Here is a 17,920-nt window from a genome sequence, read left to right as displayed (position 1 = left end):
TGCCTCCTTATACTGTGGTTAAATTATTGAGATATCTTCAATTTCGGATTCAAACACGGCTATTAATTTCTCAATCTCCAGGTAGTACTGAAGGCTACGAGCAGATAGCGTTTGTCTGAACATGTCCAAATTTTTATCTGTAAAGTGTTTCTCAAACAATATCTCAGCTACACCGTTTTTCTTAAAATAAGGTGTATAACTGAAGATCAAGCTTTCAAAATCATTCATTACCGCGTTGACTGTACTATAATCACATGCTAAGAAATTAAATTGCACAATTGCGCTAAATTTTTGGCCCCAAATACGACCTTGCCGATTGCTACCTTTGTCGGACGTAGTTTCCACGATAGACTCGCGCTCTCGTGGTTTGCGTTCCATCTTAGGTTTGCGTTCGATTACCTCGAAAAATATGTACGGATTCTCCAGTGTTTTAGAAGGATCGACGATTGGCCTGGCTCCTTCATCCGGTTTGAATATAACATTGCGTTTTTTCATTGTTTTAGAAACTAACATAGCAACCATTTCGATAAAATCCTGAAGAGATGCATTTTTATTAGCCTTTTGCTGATCCATATCAGCACTTGCTGAAGTATAATTAATCGGCAAAATATTTTCGCCGTTATCTTTTGTCATTTGAAGCAACTGGGCCATGTCTCTTGTGTCCACCTTAGACCTCAACTCCTATCTCGATAGAGCATTTTTCGATTGAATTAATGGGCCATATATCAAATCGGTTCAGCACAATAACTGTACCGGCTGTATCATGGTAGGACGTAATCGACTTTATATAGTAGTCTTCTAGGATATATCCCTTGAGCGATTTTAAAAATACCTTGAGCTTCTGCTCGATACGCAGTTTTTGATATCCAGTGAATAGTTTGCCTTTGAATTCAGAGAAGTCCAATTCACGCTTGATATACTTGATAATCCGGTCGATCGTAACGATTTTTTGTGGTCCATTGTTTTTAAAATTAAGCAGATTCTCTATCGAAGTTTCTGCTATAGTGTTATTCTTAAAAAACACCAAATCGCTAGAAATGTCAGAGGAGTCAAAAGTAAACACGGCTTGACCAACATCTAATGATGGATATATATCTAAATCGCATACACATAAAGCACTTGCTAACACAACATTAGCCAATGGATAGTTAACAAGGTTATTAGCAACGAAGATAAGATTTTGGCCCTGTAAACTTTTTGTGATACTGCTGTTAAATGTCTTGTTTAGCTCTTGCATCTCGTCAATGAAAGCATCCAGATCTTCGTATAGGGAAGCGTGCTTATCTGTCACTACGAACGTAGAATCGTTAAATGCTCCAATCTCTTCGAGAAGATACTGAACGTACGTAATTTTTTTGTTTCCACGGTAAGCGTCATTGTATCCATCAGACAATAGAATTTCTACGGGTACGATATAAGCAAAGTCATTTTGCCTTAAAGTAGTAACAATATTGAAATAATCTTTTTGGCGTTTAATATTCATCAGAAATATGTTCTCTACACCGAAACCTTTGGCTGTAATAAAGGCGTTTGTGAGTTTGCAGTTCCCGTAGTTTTCAAGTACAGCTTTGGAAGTTTCAAAATAGGTAACTTCCCCGAGTTTATAGTTTGTTTCACCACTTCCTATTAACAGCATGTTTTTATGCTTATTGATTGCTTGTGTGGTATTCGCTTCACTCATAATTGGCCACGCCCTATGATTTTATTGAAATTCTGTAAAAATGTTTTAATATTAGTCTTTTTAGGGTTGGATTCACAGCGGTAGTACACCGGAGATGGGCCATTACTTCGCATAGCATTTACCCGCTGCACAACATCCACTTCATTGCCGTTCACAATAATGTTGTCTTGATAGATGGGCGTATCCCCTTTGGCAAAATATGTGCTTGTGGTTGCTATTTCTCCTGCGCCAGTTCCACGGAAAGAGGTTTTATTATTTTGGCTCACGGCCGCAATCTTTTTAATGTAAATCTTCTTTCCGGTTCCTAAGCATTTAGGGCACGAATCAACTGCTTGCTTAGTAGTAAAATTAAGGCAACTGCAGTTTATATCAGCATCTTGCTGAACGATAAACATTTTGTAAGCACATTTGTTAAGGATTTTGAGTATATTTTCATCAAATGATTTCATTTATCATCACTCCTGAGCTCTAGCACGAGTAATGTCATTTAAAATAGAGTCAATAGTGGTCTGCGTAATATCACTGTTAGTGCTTGCCTTCATACCAATCTTAGTTGCTTTCGGTTTGGCTCTGCCCTCTCTTTCGAAACCACGGACTGCATCTTCCCATTTCTTCAACTCATCTTTCAGAGCTTTGATCAAATCCTTTATGCTTCCGAAGTTTTCGGAGTTTTCGAAGGTAATATCTCCTAATGTCCCTTTTGCTCCACTGTCTGACGCTTTTTCTATATAAGCCTTAAGCAAAGCATCGAGGCACGCTTTCGTTTTGACGAATTGCTCTACTTCAAAGTCCACTTTTGTTCTAGTCTTTGAGGTATTGGATAAGTAATCTGCATACCGCGAAGCTTCGCGTATATAAAATAGCAACCGGTCTTCAGGAATATCAAAGACTTCTACTAATGCATTAATGCTTTCGACAGAACAATACGAAGGTGTGAGTTCTGTGACAATTTTTGCTTTAAGGACATCCAGCTTTTTGTTTTTATTAAGAGCTCTTAGCCCTTTGATTTTAATTTCATATATTGAATTGGTTTGAAGAGCTTCCTCAGGAGTAATTTCCAGAAAGTTATCAAATACTTTAAATGTCTGTTTGACTATTTCCACTCAGATCGTCCTCCTTGTTATGACGATCTCGATGCCGTCCATGTCCAAGTCTTCGTCGAACTCAAATAAAAACGTATCGGGAGTTTCTCCATTAATAGGCGCTGACACAACGACTAATTCCTCGTCGTAAACCGGTTCGTCATCAGTTGGCATCGTTCCTGAAGCATCATTAGTCTTGTATAAGAAGGTTACTATATCACTCCAACGGCCGCATTGATCTCCGTTTTGAGCTCTCACTCGCATGTAATACTGCCCTTCTGGAATACCTGTTAATACAACTTCTTTCTTGTCGTATACAGTTGATGCTCGAACGATGTTATAGAAAGCGTTTTCGTTAGCAACTTCAATATAATAAGCATTAACAAGCTCTGCATTTTTATCAGCTGGTTTTTCTGTCCAGGCTAATTTCAACGAGTTTACTTCTTCATGCTCACAAGGGCTTGTTATTACAACTGTCGACGTAATCTCACTTAAAAAAACGATATTTCGCTTAAGAGCTGCCGACAGAGGCTCTTCTGTGATCGATTTTACTTGTGTTTGGATAATTAGCGAATATTCAACGTTTGGCACTGGCCACTCTTTTAATTGCAACTCGATTATTGAGCCGATTACAGCTAAATCGTAATTAAGGATGCGGTTCGTACTTCGTTCGGTTAAAGTGATTGTATCGATTGTAACTGATAGTTCTTCAACGTCCAGCGTACATTCGATATATACCTTCTTGTCCTTCATGGAGGTATTGATTCCTAGAAGGTCGAATTTCTGGTACATACAATCACTCCTTATTGATTAGCTTTTGGTTTGCGTTTGTTTTTTTTAGCTTCTTCTTCTACGGCTTCAGCAGCGACTTCTGTTTCTTCGTCAACGGCAACTTCGGCTACTTCTTCGACAATAGGTGCTTCTAGCTGCGCTGGAATGATATCTACTACACCAGACTCTTCCGCAGGAATAACAACTTCCTGGATAGGAGCAATTGGCGCAATTTCTACTTCTGGGGTCAAGATAGACTCTATTTCTGGAATCATAGGTTTGATTACTACGGGGGCAGGAGCTTCGGCCGGCATAACGGCTTCTTCACCAATAAATTTATTTCCCCTTTTATTGAGTTCGATTTTTTGACTCTCCCCTAGAGAACCGGCTAGCAAACGCAAACGTCTTGATTTTACGGACCGGCGAAGTTGTGTACAATTAGTTCCAGCAAGAATGTCTCTTTGCGGATCGCTCGCAGTTAAATGGATGTGACTTAGGTCATCATAATAACCGACTTCACCATAGTTCAGTCGAATAACGGCAATAATTTCTTTACTCATTTTTCCCTCTCCTAATCTGGATAAAATTTTTTATAAGGGTAAAATAGCGGCTAATATTATAGCCGCTATTAACTCACTTAGTCTTGCTGGACTTTGATAGTCGGAGGAACCGGGTACGTAGGAGCAACGCTTAAGTTTCTGGCTACGGTGATCCCACGACCATTTGAGGTGATCCCCACGCCATATCGTTCTTTGCATTTCAGCATGCGGATATCTCTTTCCGGGTCGTTCCAATTATCGGTAGACAGAGCTTCTTTTTGGACGATAACGCCAACTTCATTTCTGTCGATGCAATACATGTCAAATTTCTTATTAACTTTATCGAAACGTACAAACGGGCTAAAATTGATAGTTAACGGAACAGGTAGACGGTTTTGAACTTGACCAGGAGTCATGATCAATTTTTGTGGGCCTTGTTCAGCAGACAAACCACCAAAACCAGGAGTGCCTTGCGTCGCTCCCCACGGATGCATTTGACTTCCACCGAATGCGCCGAAGGAAAGACCATTACCAATCATGGAATTACGAGCGAATACTACCCAGGTCAACGGATGCATAATAATGTCCGAAGGTACCATATCATTGCCCATCAATCCAAGAACCAAATCTAGAAAATCCTCAACAGACATGGTGTCATTGAACGATCCGTCGGCAGCGCGGCCGGTTGTTCCAGCCTCAGGCATTTGCTCACGGAGATTATTATCAAATAACACATGCCCGTGGGAGCTGAAATTTTCGAAGCAAAGCTCTTCCTTATAACGTGCCATTGCCTTGCCCATTTTACGGATATTGATCCCGAGGATATCCCAAGAACTGTCTGTAATTGCTTCTTCAGTAATGGAAACTTTCAGGCCAATTTTCTTTACGCGGACTTCTAATTGACCATTTTCGATGGTATTGAAGTCAACATAATCTTCGTTATACCTGGTTCCCTCTCCAACTTCTGTTGCTACAAGCTCACCGACAACTGGCACTACATATACGGCGGTTGCGCCGCCTTCAACGTGGATTGTACTCATAAAACGAGTAGCTAGATACTCAGGCTCAGCAGCTTCACGTAGCTGACCTTCAATAACTTTAGGGATCATGCGGGTAGTATCAGTAGAAGTAAGAGTTTCTGCGATACTTGCGCGACCTTTGCCGTAGTCACCATATAGGTTACGAACCATTTTTTCCATGAGATCAAAAGTTTCTGGTTTTACAGTTGGCGCTTTTGCACCTTCTTTGCCATCTTTGAAATCTTTTGCTTGTTGATCAGCGGCTGTGCGCAAATTTCCAATATGCTGAACTGTTTCAACGAAATTCATTACGGATTGCCTCCTTGTTAATGCGATTTTATTTGCTATATTTCGAGATTAGGATAAACGGGGGATTTTACTCCCCCGGCTTATTTATTTTGTCATAAGAACTTTTACAGAGCCGCAAATCCCGTCCCAATCTAAGAACGTTGGAATACCCGACATGCCGCGTTTCTTGTACTTAAGTTTTACCTCAACACCTGCCGTAGCAGTGGGCTGAAGCAGAGCGTCAGCAGCGGTTTTATCAGCTACTTCGAGAACTACGATACCTTGCAGCTCATTCGCGTATTTAACTTTAAACGCACCTGCGATGGTTGCGCCTACTACGCAGTTTGTGAGAGCTTGGCCGGCAATGGAGATCTGAAGAGAACCCGGTTCAAGGTTAACATCTAAAGTACGGAAGAACATATCAACATACTCTTTGCCGCCAGCGTAATGGATCAAGCCAGCTTTATGTTCAGGACAATCACGAAGAACAGCGTTAGCACCATCAGTCAAACCAGGGATACCAATATCACTGTACTGGAATTCAGGATTCATTCGAGCATCGTAGTTGTCTTTACGGCCAGTAGAGGCCAGCATGTGCAAGTCGTTATTCAGGTAGTTCTTATCGTATGGATAGCCAGGGTATTTGCCTTCGCTATTGAATGGGCTGCTATTAACAGCATCTTCACCACGACGATTATTTTGTTTATAAACGGAAGGATTAAAGCTTTCAAAGTTCAGGCGATCTTCCAAAGCCCAGGTTGCCCACTTAGCAGCGCCTTCAGGAACAAGATTGCTGTTAACTGAGTAAATCTGACCAATTACTTGCTGACGTTCTAATTCGTATTCGCCCAAGGTCATATCAGCCATTTCGGCTTCAAAGCTCAAAGGAGACACGGTTACGCGGCCATTTTCATCGGACTTAACAAGTGCGCCAGGGAAAAGTGCGCCATATGCGGAACCCCAAGGGTTTCCTTCTGCTTTGTTCTTGAACGCGAACCAGGGCAATTCGACCATAGAATCAGTTAAGATTGGACCAGCCATAATACCGTTGTAAGCATCATTGTCTCTGGTATATTCGTTCCGTTGCAATAAACCAACAGGGATATTACCGGCACGAACAGTGTTGATGTCCACTCCGCCTTTAGTGGTTTTACCAGTTTCAGGGCTGATAGCATAACCAGCATCTGTGAGCTGTTTGCCAGGGCCAGCTGCTTTAAATGGACGGAGACAAATGTCGGTGTAAGCCGTTTCCATACCGATAATTGGAGTCCACTCAGTTCCTACATTTTCGAGCTGCATGCCTTTAGCTTCAGTAGAAACTAGGCCAGTAGCTGTTCCACCAGCTTTGTACAAATCACCAGTTTTACGGATCGTTACAGGAACGCCGCCATTAGCAAGAGTCAAAGTATTGAACTGCTTTTTGCTTTCAAAATCAACTAAGTCCATGTTGCGATCTACCGCAACAATACGGCCCTTGGTAATTACCATTTGGTTAAAACCAAACGCAAAACCATATTTGAATAATGAAGGGAGGCGGTAATCGAACTCGTATTTGATGTTTGGAACATCATGTGCGCTTACGTTAAGCTTATTATTAGTTCGATTTATACGTTCAGCTCCATCCCGGTATCCAGGAAGGTCCGCTACGAAACGAGACCCGTCAGCGCCGGGCTGTAACCGTTCTTGCGAGTTTAGTGTACTAGGGTTAATTGCCATTATTGGTCACTCTCCTTATTTATGTGCGTTTGCTACAAGATCAAATAGGGTTTTCAGCCCTTCGTCTAAATCCATATTACTGGCTGAATTCTTCTCTTTAACATTAGTCGAATCATTATTTTCATCTTTTTCTACTAAACCAGGGGATTTTACCGATCCAGGCACTGGCATACCTGGCTTTAGCTCTTCTTTGAGATCCTTGATCGCATCTCTCAGCGAATCTTCGCTACGATTTTTTACGGCATCTTCAGTGAGCTCAGCCTTACCGGTTGCTTTTCGCATAACCTGTACAGTTTCAACCAAATTAGTTTTGGCTTCTGCTTTAACAGCAATCATCTCGTTTTCTAAACTTTCACGCATTTGCTTTTCCCTGGCAAGATCGCCTTCGGCGATAGTCTTGTTTTCAGTGAGAGTAGTAGCTTGAGCTGTTAATGTTGCATTGGTTTCGGTCAAGCCAGTAACTTTTGTTTCTAAAGCACCTTTTTCTTCAGTCAGTGCGGTTACTTTGCCTTCTAAGGCTGTCTTGGTCTCAGTCAGTGTTGCCACTTCGCCTTTTAGGGCGGTTTCTGATTCAGTTAAAGTCTGATTAGCTTCTTGGGCAAGTTTTAATTGCTCCTGCAAAGCTGCGATTTCTTCTGGTGTCATTTTTAAATTGCCTCCTTCATGTGCGCTTTCACTAATATTTGTTTTCGGTTTAGACTGTGTAGCTGGATAAGACCTTACGTTTTTAGCGTAGATGTCGCTTGGTACAATTACATAGCTAAGCTCTTTTGCTTCCATGCTGTAAATATCCCAATAACAAACTTCGCCGCTGTATACTTGCCCTCGATCATGCTCTGGGCACGGTCCTTGTTCTGCAATTTGATGACCGCAGATACTGCACCTAACATCATGCGCGATAATCCCGATTGATACAGTTTCAGATATTCCGTCTTGAACATCTGATTTTGCTTGCTCGCCTGGAATATTGGCAGTGAATAATAGGGCCGGGGTACCGGAAAGGGTTTTACTAGTAACATATTCTACCGCGCAAATCCTGCCGATTATCTCGCCATCTTTTTCGTTATGATGCTTAATTAACGGGCGTCGGTAGGGTTTCGTCCAAGTAGGAACACTTCTTTTTAAGCATTCAGGCATATAGCGTGTAAAATTACGTGTAGCATGCGGAAAAGCATGAATACCTTCGATGTCTACCATCAACGAGCTCGCTGATATTGGTTCACTTAGCAAGCTATCAACAGCTTCCTTAACATGTGTGCTGCTAAGTGGTACTTGATATTCAACTTCGAACTTGTCGTATCCACCATATTCGCGGATCATAATTGCCATAGTTTTAATCACCTACTTTCCTAATACCGATTTTGCAGTCACAGTAGGCGTTGAAAGCAGGAATGTCATCCAGGCTGAATTTACCTGTTTCGACTATGCGACTATGTTCCTTTCGATCGTCGCTACCATCAAAGTCGATGTAGACTTTTTTGATGCCCATCTGGGCACATGCTTTAACGTAGGAATACCAATAAGCTTTGGGAACGATATATTCTGTAAGGAATCTTAATCGGTATTCCATGGCATCGAAGACAGCTTCCATTTGTTGACGATCGTCTTCTTTTCCTTTGAGCTTACCTTGAATGTCTTTATACAGCCCAACAACGTTCTTTTCGGTTTCGTCATTAAGCAAGGCCAGTGTTAATTTTAGCATCTGCCCACCAGATTGGCCGTTGTCGGCAAACGCCTTCTGCGACCCTTCTTGTGAAGCCATGGCAATCTTTCGGTTAATTTCCTTTACGATGCCATCTTTTGACACTGGCAATATGATATCTGCCTTTTCATGGTGCTCACATATATCATTACGGGCTTCTTTGTACTTTTTATATACTGAAGAAAAATTTTTCTTGTAGTTATCTACATTTTTTTGCGTAATCGCAATCGGAGAGTCATCATCAGTTGATTCTGTGAACTCTTTTACCTTGGCCGAAGTAGTGCCATGCTGGTTCTGAGGGCGGTTTCTATTCGTAATAGCTCCACTCGTTTTAGGAGTTTTAACTTGTCCGTTTCCGCCGCTCCCGGTCGAACCTGCTTGGGCTTTAGCGCCGGCAATTTGCATTGCTCCACTATTTTTAGCATCGATCTGTTCAAGTGCGTTCTTTTGTTGAACCATGTTAGCGTAAAGCCTTGCTTCATCGACATTATCGCCGCGTTGACCCATTTGTTTACGCATCTCTTCAAATTGGATAGAGTTGCCTTGAAATTGCGTCATAGCATGGTTTTCCATCTTAACTTTAGTATCCAAGTTGATTTCTTCGAATTTAAAATTAACTATGTCCTGCTCGTTGATAATCGGATTATATCCACCTTCGAGCAATAACTCGTTAATTAAGCAATTTTCAATAAAAATTGTCATGATGTGTTGAACGAACTTAACGGTGTCATGCACCTGGCCTTCCATACTGTCTGCGTCTTGCTTAGAACCGCCCCGGCCCATCATTGCTTCGCTCATGTTGAGAGCAGCAAATACACGCTTCTCGAAGTAAGACAGGTATCCTGTGGCGTCTAAAGCCTCACCTTCTGCTCCTATCGCCACGAACGAAGTTCTCTCATTCGTAACCAGGACTCCATCAGGGGCCATTTTTTCGACCTCGTTTTTTGCATCAGTGATTTCTTTGTCTGTCGCCATGAATCCAGCTTCAGGCAAACCTATTTTCATTTGATATAGCGGAATCGCAAATCGATAGATTAAACTGAGTACACTACCTTCAATTTTTCGCAATAACTTAACATCTTCGAGCGCAGCTATTATTCTCGGTGTACCGAATGCAGCGCCACCTTCTCGATCCATATAAAAATGAATAACATCTGTTGATTTAAAAGATTTCTCTTCGCTATCCACTTTTTGCTTATATTGCTTAACTGTACCGTTTTTATCGCGTTTAATCGTAATTGTGGTTGGATCAACGCGAAAGTAGCCACCTACCGGTTTGGTATCAAGCACGCCCTTTGCTTGAATTCCACCCATTGGGGTACCGTCCATACGGGACTTAACAAGAAAGGCATTAGAATACTTAACTAAGTCATCGCTTATTTCCTGAAAAGTAATGTCCATAGGATTATTAGTAGAAAAGCTCATCAAACGTAGTCTTGCTCGAATATACTCAGCTGCTTGGTCATTTTGGCTAGTTACCGTATAACCAGCTTTAAACATGAGCTGCGCATATTTCTGCATGGAAATCTTTATGTACGAATCTGCATTAATAGCCGTTTTGACTTCGCTCAAATCGTAGTCTGGCGATTGAAAGTCCCCGCTGCTACTTCCACTTGCAAACCCTACCGCTTTAATGATGAAGTTTTTTAAGTTAGCAGGAGTAATCTGAGCACTTTTCCCGCCACCACCGCCACCACCACCAGCCGGGGCTTCTTTGATCTGTTTATTTTTTTGCTTCTTGCGCCAAAACATTAGATCTGTTATTTTCAAATGTCATCACCACCTGTACTAATCAAAAGTTTCAAAGATTGACACCGCTTGAGTACGAATGGCACTCCAGTATCCTAACACCGTGCTAATTCGTGTTTTGTGAATTTCGTATTCATTTTTAGCTGTCTGCATTCCGGCCGTCGGCGAGATTTTAATAGTTTCCAAGTCATACAAGTAAGTATCCGCACTGTAGCTATTCATATTTGCCATGACTTCTTTGGAAACTTTTGATGCTGTTTCCCATTTAGAAGCCAATATGTTGTAATTTACAGCAGACTTTACTTCTTCTGGAGTTGTTTTAGCTACTAATGTTGATAAAGAGCCGGTCTGCATGTAGTTCCATAATTCAACTAACATAGCACCTTTTCGTAGCACATCGGCTTTGACGGACATCGCATAATCATAAAACTCTTTATGGAGTGCCTTAAGTTGAGCTTCGACGCTATCATTTACCACTGTCGTTATATTTGTAGCCGCAGTTTTGGCTGCGGTACCGCTAGTGTCCGCTATAGCTCCAGTAGAATTCGATGTAGTGTTAGAGGGCTTCGATGCATTGCCGATAGTCGATGTAGTGCCAGTACCAGTAGAAACAGTTTTTTTAGCAACCGCTACCGTTTCTGCAGTGGCGTAGATGTTAACCCCGTTCTTTAACAGCATTCCTTTGGCTTGAGACTCCTTGAGTGACATTTTTAGCGTGTCATCAATAATCATTACCGACGCATTTAAGTATTTGTACATATCATAGAGAGTTTGATTGTACTTTTTATCATAAAGAGCTCGTGATTCGCGCAGAAGACTATTATTTTGTGTGTTTAAATAGGTTTCGCTATCTCCATATGTTTCTGCATAGTAACGTTCTCGTTGCTTCTCAGCCGCGTGCCAAGAACGCATATGCATCATCGTCTGATCGATATTATGCGTTTTCCTGAATAACCGGGTTTTCTGTTCTCTAGCAATCTGAGAACGGACTATATAATCGCCTAAGTGCTTGAGATTTGCGTTACTAATGGTTACGGCTGCTCCATCGTACTCTTTTGTTAGTTCCTCTATATCGGAGAGACCAGTTTCGGACATAATCATGATCATTTCTTGTAAATATTTCTGCATAACTGTTTGCAGCTTTTTAACATAGTCATTTTTCAAATCTACACTGTCATGGTTATAAGTATCACTAGCAACAGCTGCTAACGATTTAGGTGCGGTAACTTTGATCTTTATATCTGTCGACTGAGGCAAAATACTGGGCAATGCTGCATCGGCATACGTATAGTCTTCGATTGCTTCCAAGACATACGGAATTTCTGCTATTGGCTCTTCTACGCCTGGATCATACGTTTCTATTAGATCTATATCAAGTAAGCCATCTGACTTCCCATTGGGATACTTGATATTAAGCTCATCAAGCAGAGGTTTAAGCGGTCCATCAATAAGAGTAGGAAGATTACCAGGAAGAAATTGAGCTATTTCTTTAATTTCAAGAATATCCTCTATCAATTGGGTTATTTTATCGGGAACTGGTGTTTCAGTAGGAATTTCTATTTCTACGAAGGGTTGAGAAAGTATGGTTCCGTCAGATCGATAATCTCGGTCTGGTTGTAGGTCAGGTTTATAAAACAAATTTTCTTTATCGTCCACGTTGTAAATCACTCCTTGTAAAAAAGAAAAGTATAAAAATGGGACGCTAGATGGAGGGGGTATCTAGCGTCCCGATAGGAGGAAATATATAGTACCGGCTGGGAGTAACCGGAGACTACCATGTTGATCTGCCACCGCTATTGCCACTACGTGAACCACCACGAGAGCCCCATCCACCACCGCTACTTGCGGGGTTTTTGGCTCCAAGAGGGACTTTTACCCAACTTGGGCGGTCACCTTTTAGTTCAGTGGGGTCGTATTTAAGTTGACTGGCCCATGGATTGGCGGCGGGGCTACCCAGGTCTCTGAGAGCAGAATCTGCTCTTCCTTGACCGAGTTGGATCGGGGTTTGTATGATCTTAGTTGTATTAACTGGCTTCTTGATCGATTTGGTTAATTCCGGGAATTCAAGTACAAAAGCAAGATATGCCAGGCCTAATGCGTCGACAAAATGCTCATTGACGCTAGTAAATATTGGGGTTCCAGATTGACTAATGCGCTCGACTTCGTAGTCGATTAATTGCTTATGCAGCGTTTCGTCGAATGGAGATAATATCATTTTTTCGCGTTCAAAGGCAATAACTAACTGATTGACCATGAATGGTTTTAGTGGTTCTTTTGTGACAACCCTGGTTACCGGGTCCATAATTTCAAGGACATTTTTAAACTGAAATCCCTTGACTTTATTGCGAAGACCGGTAGATGGTCGCTGCTCACCAATGATATGCAAGCGTTCTATTTGATATTCGCCTGCTCCTCGGTCGCAGTAAATCCAGGATGGGTTATATATGTCATTTAGTTCCACTATAAGGTTAACAGCGTTATCGTAGCTATACTCGCCACGAGGAACCTCTACTCTACGAATTACCTTGAATTTTTTCCTTATAACATCATAGTCCAAAATTACTATCGAAGATGAGGCGGAGTATTTGTCCCAATCGACCCCCATACAACGGAACGGATTGCCATATGCACGTTCTCCAGGTTCATACATATAGAAATTTGGTGTGATCCCGAGTTCTTTCATCTTCTGTTCTTGGAAGTAATTGAGTTTAGCATAAGCATACATTTCAAATGTAGTAGCCATGTCGATTTTTTCTTTATCGAATACGCCAGTCTCTTGCGGGCCAAAGTCAGCAAGTACTTCATGGATGTATCCGAGTTCAGATAACTGAGCTCTAAATTCTCCTTCCATTTCCTCGTTCCAGTTTGGATTGTGCATAGAAGGATGATAGTGCTCCTTGAAATTCATTTTCTTGTTGGTGCAACATTCATAGAACTTAGAACGTCGACCAGTAGGCGTACTACTGACAAACATGCCGATATCTCCACGTTCAGCCGCAATCATCGCTACGGTATCGAAATCGCCATCGCCAAGATAATCCATTTCATCAAGATAGATATAGTCAGCCCTTTGCCCTCTTATACTAGCTCCTCCAGAGCCGCTTGCAGCCCCTGTAGTAAAGCCAATAATCATAGAACCGGACTTCCACTCTATCATATAAGGGTTTTGGGTCATCCTCTTAACTTCTTTCTTTAGAAGAGGAGACCCATCTATGAGTTCTTTTAGGCGGATAAAAATCAATCGCACCTGGTTCTCGTACGGAGTAACAAACAAGCACCTGTACATTTGCTTAGTAAAAGTGCGCCATAATGAATCGATACACATTGTCTCGGTTTTCAACCCGCCTGGGCGGCGGGCCGGACTATATCTTCTTTGACGGTTATTAGATCACGATTCGGGGTATTTATCTTTAGTAATCTATTTCGACAGTCCCGGTAGTAGGTTCGAATTCGGAAGAATCGAGCTGCTCCATGACGGCTCCCATTGCTGTAGCGAGTTTTTCTTGAATTTCTTCGAAAAATGCATTGGCTGCCGCAGCAGCTGTATCCATATTGTCGGTACCATCAAACTTAGCTTTTACCTTGAAGCTTGTCCGAATCTTCTTACTGAAGGAAATCGGGAAGCCACCAGTGTAGCTTTTTTCCATGGACACTTCTGGTTCGCCAAAGAGATCCAGAGCTTTTGTTTCGTTAGTGGTGAACCCAGTAGTTTCGAGTTCGATAGTAATTACACGTTTTTTGATGCTTTTCGTGTATTTTAATTGCATATGTATCAACTCCTAAAATTATTCCACGAAGACTAAGCTGTAAAGCTTGCAGCTCCAGACTCAAAAGTGGTTCGTTTTTGCTTCAGTGCATCCATAGCGGCTGCGAGCGCTGCTTTTACCTTCTCTTCGAACAAAACGCATTTCGCTTCAGCCACGAGTTCTTTCGATTTCAGAATGACTTTAACTTCTTTGTCGTCGATCTTCTTAGCATCGACGGAGTAAGTTACTTCGAAACCGGACTTTACCTCGACCTTTTTGCTGTTAAGGATGAAAGCCACATCTTCACCAGCTGCACTATCTGCAACTACTCTGCGTTCAACAACGCCGAATTTGCCAGCAAAAGCAATTGCGCCAAGATCAATTACCGGAGCACCAAAGTCAGTAATGAGAGCTTCTTCTTCCTCTGCGGTTAAGTCAAATACGCCATAAGCGCTAAACTTGACGCTAGTGGTGAACACCTTATTTTCTAAGCTACGAGTAATGTTGAAATCCATATCAATACACTTCCTTAATTTTTATTTAACCGTCAAAGTGCCTGAGCATACGTCTCTGAACGTTCTTCTGCGGATCACTCCCCAGTGACTATCACAGAAGCTTCGCTGCGCCAATTACCCAAACTTTAACCTTATTACCGTCTCGCTGTTATTAGCAGCGCCCTTAGCATGTCACCATGATAAGTTGGTAGTTAAAGTGTAAGAGCCTTCCCGCAATTTCCAGGCAAAGGGCGAAATCCACCCGTACGTCTACCACATCTAGCTACTTTCTTTAAAGTTTTGTCCCGTAACATTTCAACCTGATACCATCGAGCGGTCCATGGTTCTATTTTTTTATTAACAGGATTGAATGTTTTTACAAAGGCTTTAGCCCATAATACGGGATCTTGTACAATCTCTCTCATTTTGATTTGTTCGACGAGAGACATTTTTTTTAGATCCATATAATTACCTCTCTTTTTATTTACATACCCGGCATAGGTGCCTGGCCATAAAGTTGACCATTGGTTTGTTGCCCACGGGTGTTTGATAGGGCTCCTACTAGCCCGGCGGTAACTAATCCGCCACCTGCTGCTATTTGGGGAACTTTATTACCCCACATATGGTCCATAAATTTAGCATCTTCTGTTGCTTTATTATTGAAATGGTCATACATTCTTTTTCGTAATTGTTCTTCTGTGTATTCTTCTTCCTTTTTTAAACCAAGATATTCACCGGCTGCTCCTCGGCCTTCTTTAGTATCAAGAGCTCTTGTATGCGCCTTATATTCACCATTTAGTCTTTCGTATTGATATCTCTCGCCGGCAGACATGTTTGACATTAACTTTTTAGCCGTTAATCTATCGAGCGATGGAGGATTGACCTTTGCCGGTTCTCCTGTTGAAGCTCCCGTTTGTATGTCTATCCTATTTGTATATGCTTGTGCCTCCGGATGAGCCGATTCACCGAGTCCATAAGAATCCGAATACTCACTAGGGACATATCTTCTTCCTTCGCCTTTCATTTTCTTGATCCTAGATCTTTGTTGCCAATCCTTGGTTTGTTGTATTTCTTTTGAAGCTTCGGCCATTTCTCTTTTATTTTCAATTTGATTAGCCCAATTTGAATTTGCCGCGGACTCAATATCGTGTTGAATATATTCAGGGGAGTTTACCCACGAATCGTCTACTACAGGTTTTTTACTTGACATTACTGAATTGTAATGCCCTCGCAACTCTTTTCCTAGTTGTTCGGAAGTGTATTGTTGCACTTCGCCATCGACTGGTGCGCGAAGACGATTTGCAAGACTTCCGATCTCGCTTTTACTAAGTAAATCTAGTTCTGTGTCGTTGCCGGCAATACGAGCTAACTCTTTCGTTATGCCTTTTCCTTTAAATAGACTTGTTGCACTTTTTAATTTGCTCATGTGATCACTTCCTACCTATGCATATATTGAGCTTCGTTGCCCAGCATGGTTTGTTGGAGATTGTATTTCGACTTTTGCGCTAGAGCCATTCCCGCCTGACGCATAGTAAATGTTTGTTGCGTTTCGTTGAATTTTGCATTCATAAAAGGTGTTTGTCTATTCTGCTTAGCCAAGCTGCGTCCATACTGGTTGTAAGATTCGACTGCGCTAACGGCTGCGCCAGGTAATTCGGTTGCCGCAAGATAACCGGCGTACGCCCAGCCACCCATTAACATTGGAAGAGCTGCTTCGCCTACTGCACTGGCGAGTGATGAGACAACGCCATTGCCTTGTTCGCGGGCTGAATTATATCCGTCATAACCGAAGTAAACGCCCATACCTCCATTGACCATTGCGCCAACGCCTACACCTCCCATTTTCCCGCTTCCTTTGGCGCCAATTTCGCTGCCGGTTGTAGCCATTTTGCCACTTATCTTACCCCCAACTTTTTCGGCCATTTTAGTGGCTGCTCTTATTAAGCTCATTTATTTCACCCTCTTCGATTGGCGTTTAATGCGAAAACCAAATCGCCGGTTGCTCCAGCATCATCTTTGTAAGACGGAATTTGAGGTGTATTTGTAGCAACAAAACTATCCATCATTCCCATTCGGCTCTGTTCGAAAGTATCCATTGCTTTCATAACTCCCGAATACAATCCCACGCCAGCTACGGCGGCCTTGCCCCAAGTGGATAATTTCATTCCGCCACCTTTAGATTCCATTATTCCTTTTTCGGCATTCCAGGATTGTGCTCTTGGAGTGTGAGTAATTAGCCCTTTGGATGCTTTCGCAAACTTATTGGCAATGCTTCCGACTGGATTCATAAAATTACTGGAAACGGTGTTTGCAAATCGACTAGCGGCATTCCCGCCAGCGAATGGTCCGGTAAAATTAGAAGCTCTTAATGCTCCTTTTCCTAACCACGAAGCTCCACGAGCTGTCGCAAAGGCTGCCTCGCCAATTTTATCAAGATTGTTTACTACTCCCCATCCGGCTGCTACTGCTAAACCAGCGGCGGGAAGAGCTGCTGCGCCCACTGCCGCACCGGCTACGGCTCCGTCTGCAATTGTAGGGCTGGTATTAGAAATCGAGCCATAATAACTACCTGCACCGGCACCGGCTACACTTAGGCCACCGATTGTTGCTAATCCGCCAACACTACCAATGTTGGGTAACATTGAGCTACCTGCGCCAGCAAAATCACCTAGTCCGGTTTTTAAACCTGCATTAAAAGCTCCACCTATGTTTTTTGCTGCATCTTTGATTGATCCCCAGACCATCGCTATTCACCTCAGATCAATGGAACGCCGATCACATCGGTATTTCCGTCTTTATCTTTATAGAGACCACCACCGGTTGCGATACGAGCAGCTGCGGATACACCCATGTAAGAGCCAGCTATTTTTCGACCGCTATATCCACCAATCGTATCCCAAGCTTTTGGATCGCCACGATGCGCTTCTTTAATACCATCAAATATGCCCATACGAAGTTTTTCCGTAGAGTCGGCAGGCATCGGGCCTTGCAATCGCGGTCTACGAAAGATGTTATTTATCGATCCGGTAACCCCGTCAAATACGCCTCCAAGGGAGCCACTGATCTTTTCATTAGATCGCAGTATTGTTTTGACTACTCCAAGTTTGCTCATTTTTTGCACCTCGTTTTTCTT

19 protein-coding genes are annotated in these 17,920 nt (G+C 42.3%); all 19 read right to left on the bottom strand.

Translation table 11 applies throughout. From position 1 onward, the window contains the following. Positions 1-18: 18 nt before the first annotated feature. The gene (locus tag ACZ449_RS00725) at positions 19-651 is read right to left on the bottom strand and encodes a hypothetical protein (protein WP_464256881.1); all 633 of its coding nucleotides are present in this window, start codon (positions 649-651) and stop codon (positions 19-21) included. A 16-nt stretch (positions 652-667) separates the two neighbouring features. Beyond that, positions 668-1,681, bottom strand: a complete 1,014-nt coding sequence (locus tag ACZ449_RS00720) for a hypothetical protein (protein ID WP_464256880.1) — start codon at positions 1,679-1,681, stop codon at positions 668-670. Further along, complete coding sequence (locus ACZ449_RS00715; protein ID WP_464256879.1) at positions 1,678-2,130, bottom strand: hypothetical protein; 453 nt, start codon at positions 2,128-2,130, stop codon at positions 1,678-1,680. Before ACZ449_RS00715 ends, ACZ449_RS00720 begins: the two co-directional genes overlap by 4 nt. A 6-nt stretch (positions 2,131-2,136) precedes the next feature. Continuing rightward, positions 2,137-2,784, bottom strand: a complete 648-nt coding sequence (locus ACZ449_RS00710; RefSeq protein ID WP_464256878.1) for a hypothetical protein — start codon at positions 2,782-2,784, stop codon at positions 2,137-2,139. Continuing rightward, entirely contained in the window at positions 2,785-3,555 is a 771-nt protein-coding gene (locus ACZ449_RS00705) for a fibronectin type III domain-containing protein (RefSeq protein WP_464256877.1), read from the bottom strand. Between the two features lie 11 nt (positions 3,556-3,566). Further along, positions 3,567-4,094, bottom strand: coding sequence for a hypothetical protein (locus ACZ449_RS00700; protein WP_464256876.1), 528 nt, complete (start codon positions 4,092-4,094; stop codon positions 3,567-3,569). 77 nt (positions 4,095-4,171) lie between these two features. Next, on the bottom strand, positions 4,172-5,401 hold the full coding sequence (locus tag ACZ449_RS00695) for a phage major capsid protein (protein WP_464256875.1): 1,230 nt from the start codon (positions 5,399-5,401) through the stop codon (positions 4,172-4,174). A gap of 84 nt (positions 5,402-5,485) precedes the next feature. Then, positions 5,486-7,096 (bottom strand): hypothetical protein, encoded by a 1,611-nt coding sequence (locus ACZ449_RS00690; protein WP_464256874.1) that lies wholly within the window; start codon positions 7,094-7,096, stop codon positions 5,486-5,488. Between the two features lie 15 nt (positions 7,097-7,111). Next, positions 7,112-8,425 carry a hypothetical protein gene (locus ACZ449_RS00685; protein ID WP_464256873.1) on the bottom strand — a complete coding sequence of 438 codons (1,314 nt, stop codon included), beginning with the start codon at positions 8,423-8,425 and terminating at the stop codon, positions 7,112-7,114. A 4-nt stretch (positions 8,426-8,429) separates the two neighbouring features. Further along, entirely contained in the window at positions 8,430-10,568 is a 2,139-nt protein-coding gene (locus ACZ449_RS00680; RefSeq protein WP_464256872.1) for a hypothetical protein, read from the bottom strand. Positions 10,569-10,586: 18 nt separating this feature from the next. Then, complete coding sequence (locus ACZ449_RS00675) at positions 10,587-12,203, bottom strand: hypothetical protein (RefSeq protein WP_464256871.1); 1,617 nt, start codon at positions 12,201-12,203, stop codon at positions 10,587-10,589. 115 nt (positions 12,204-12,318) lie between these two features. Further along, entirely contained in the window at positions 12,319-13,872 is a 1,554-nt protein-coding gene (locus ACZ449_RS00670) for a terminase large subunit domain-containing protein (protein ID WP_464256892.1), read from the bottom strand. Positions 13,873-13,957: 85 nt separating this feature from the next. Next, entirely contained in the window at positions 13,958-14,314 is a 357-nt protein-coding gene (locus tag ACZ449_RS00665; RefSeq protein ID WP_464256870.1) for a hypothetical protein, read from the bottom strand. Positions 14,315-14,346: 32 nt separating this feature from the next. Next, positions 14,347-14,808 carry a hypothetical protein gene (locus ACZ449_RS00660; RefSeq protein WP_464256869.1) on the bottom strand — a complete coding sequence of 154 codons (462 nt, stop codon included), beginning with the start codon at positions 14,806-14,808 and terminating at the stop codon, positions 14,347-14,349. Between the two features lie 191 nt (positions 14,809-14,999). Then, complete coding sequence (locus tag ACZ449_RS00655) at positions 15,000-15,251, bottom strand: hypothetical protein (protein ID WP_464256868.1); 252 nt, start codon at positions 15,249-15,251, stop codon at positions 15,000-15,002. A gap of 20 nt (positions 15,252-15,271) precedes the next feature. After that, positions 15,272-16,213, bottom strand: a complete 942-nt coding sequence (locus ACZ449_RS00650; protein WP_464256867.1) for a hypothetical protein — start codon at positions 16,211-16,213, stop codon at positions 15,272-15,274. An 11-nt stretch (positions 16,214-16,224) separates the two neighbouring features. After that, positions 16,225-16,737, bottom strand: coding sequence for a hypothetical protein (locus ACZ449_RS00645; RefSeq protein ID WP_464256866.1), 513 nt, complete (start codon positions 16,735-16,737; stop codon positions 16,225-16,227). A gap of 5 nt (positions 16,738-16,742) precedes the next feature. Continuing rightward, positions 16,743-17,531, bottom strand: coding sequence for a hypothetical protein (locus ACZ449_RS00640; RefSeq protein ID WP_464256865.1), 789 nt, complete (start codon positions 17,529-17,531; stop codon positions 16,743-16,745). Positions 17,532-17,542: 11 nt separating this feature from the next. Beyond that, a complete protein-coding gene (locus ACZ449_RS00635; protein WP_464256864.1) occupies positions 17,543-17,899 on the bottom strand; it encodes a hypothetical protein in 357 nt (118 codons plus the stop codon). Positions 17,900-17,920 lie beyond the last annotated feature (21 nt).

The sequence above is a fragment of the Desulfosporomusa polytropa genome (assembly GCF_055380075.1).
This window is presented reverse-complemented; position numbering and strand designations above follow the sequence as displayed.

Coding starts and splice junctions, on each gene's coding strand:
- ACZ449_RS00725 (WP_464256881.1), bottom strand. CDS start 651: ATGGCCCAGTTGCTTCAAATGACAAAAGATAACGGCGAAAATATTTTG.
- ACZ449_RS00720 (WP_464256880.1), bottom strand. CDS start 1,681: ATGAGTGAAGCGAATACCACACAAGCAATCAATAAGCATAAAAACATG.
- ACZ449_RS00715 (WP_464256879.1), bottom strand. CDS start 2,130: ATGAAATCATTTGATGAAAATATACTCAAAATCCTTAACAAATGTGCT.
- ACZ449_RS00705 (WP_464256877.1), bottom strand. CDS start 3,555: ATGTACCAGAAATTCGACCTTCTAGGAATCAATACCTCCATGAAGGAC.
- ACZ449_RS00700 (WP_464256876.1), bottom strand. CDS start 4,094: ATGAGTAAAGAAATTATTGCCGTTATTCGACTGAACTATGGTGAAGTC.
- ACZ449_RS00695 (WP_464256875.1), bottom strand. CDS start 5,401: ATGAATTTCGTTGAAACAGTTCAGCATATTGGAAATTTGCGCACAGCC.
- ACZ449_RS00690 (WP_464256874.1), bottom strand. CDS start 7,096: ATGGCAATTAACCCTAGTACACTAAACTCGCAAGAACGGTTACAGCCC.
- ACZ449_RS00685 (WP_464256873.1), bottom strand. CDS start 8,425: ATGGCAATTATGATCCGCGAATATGGTGGATACGACAAGTTCGAAGTT.
- ACZ449_RS00670 (WP_464256892.1), bottom strand. CDS start 13,872: ATGTGTATCGATTCATTATGGCGCACTTTTACTAAGCAAATGTACAGG.
- ACZ449_RS00665 (WP_464256870.1), bottom strand. CDS start 14,314: ATGCAATTAAAATACACGAAAAGCATCAAAAAACGTGTAATTACTATC.
- ACZ449_RS00660 (WP_464256869.1), bottom strand. CDS start 14,808: ATGGATTTCAACATTACTCGTAGCTTAGAAAATAAGGTGTTCACCACT.
- ACZ449_RS00655 (WP_464256868.1), bottom strand. CDS start 15,251: ATGGATCTAAAAAAAATGTCTCTCGTCGAACAAATCAAAATGAGAGAG.
- ACZ449_RS00650 (WP_464256867.1), bottom strand. CDS start 16,213: ATGAGCAAATTAAAAAGTGCAACAAGTCTATTTAAAGGAAAAGGCATA.
- ACZ449_RS00645 (WP_464256866.1), bottom strand. CDS start 16,737: ATGAGCTTAATAAGAGCAGCCACTAAAATGGCCGAAAAAGTTGGGGGT.
- ACZ449_RS00640 (WP_464256865.1), bottom strand. CDS start 17,531: ATGGTCTGGGGATCAATCAAAGATGCAGCAAAAAACATAGGTGGAGCT.
- ACZ449_RS00635 (WP_464256864.1), bottom strand. CDS start 17,899: ATGAGCAAACTTGGAGTAGTCAAAACAATACTGCGATCTAATGAAAAG.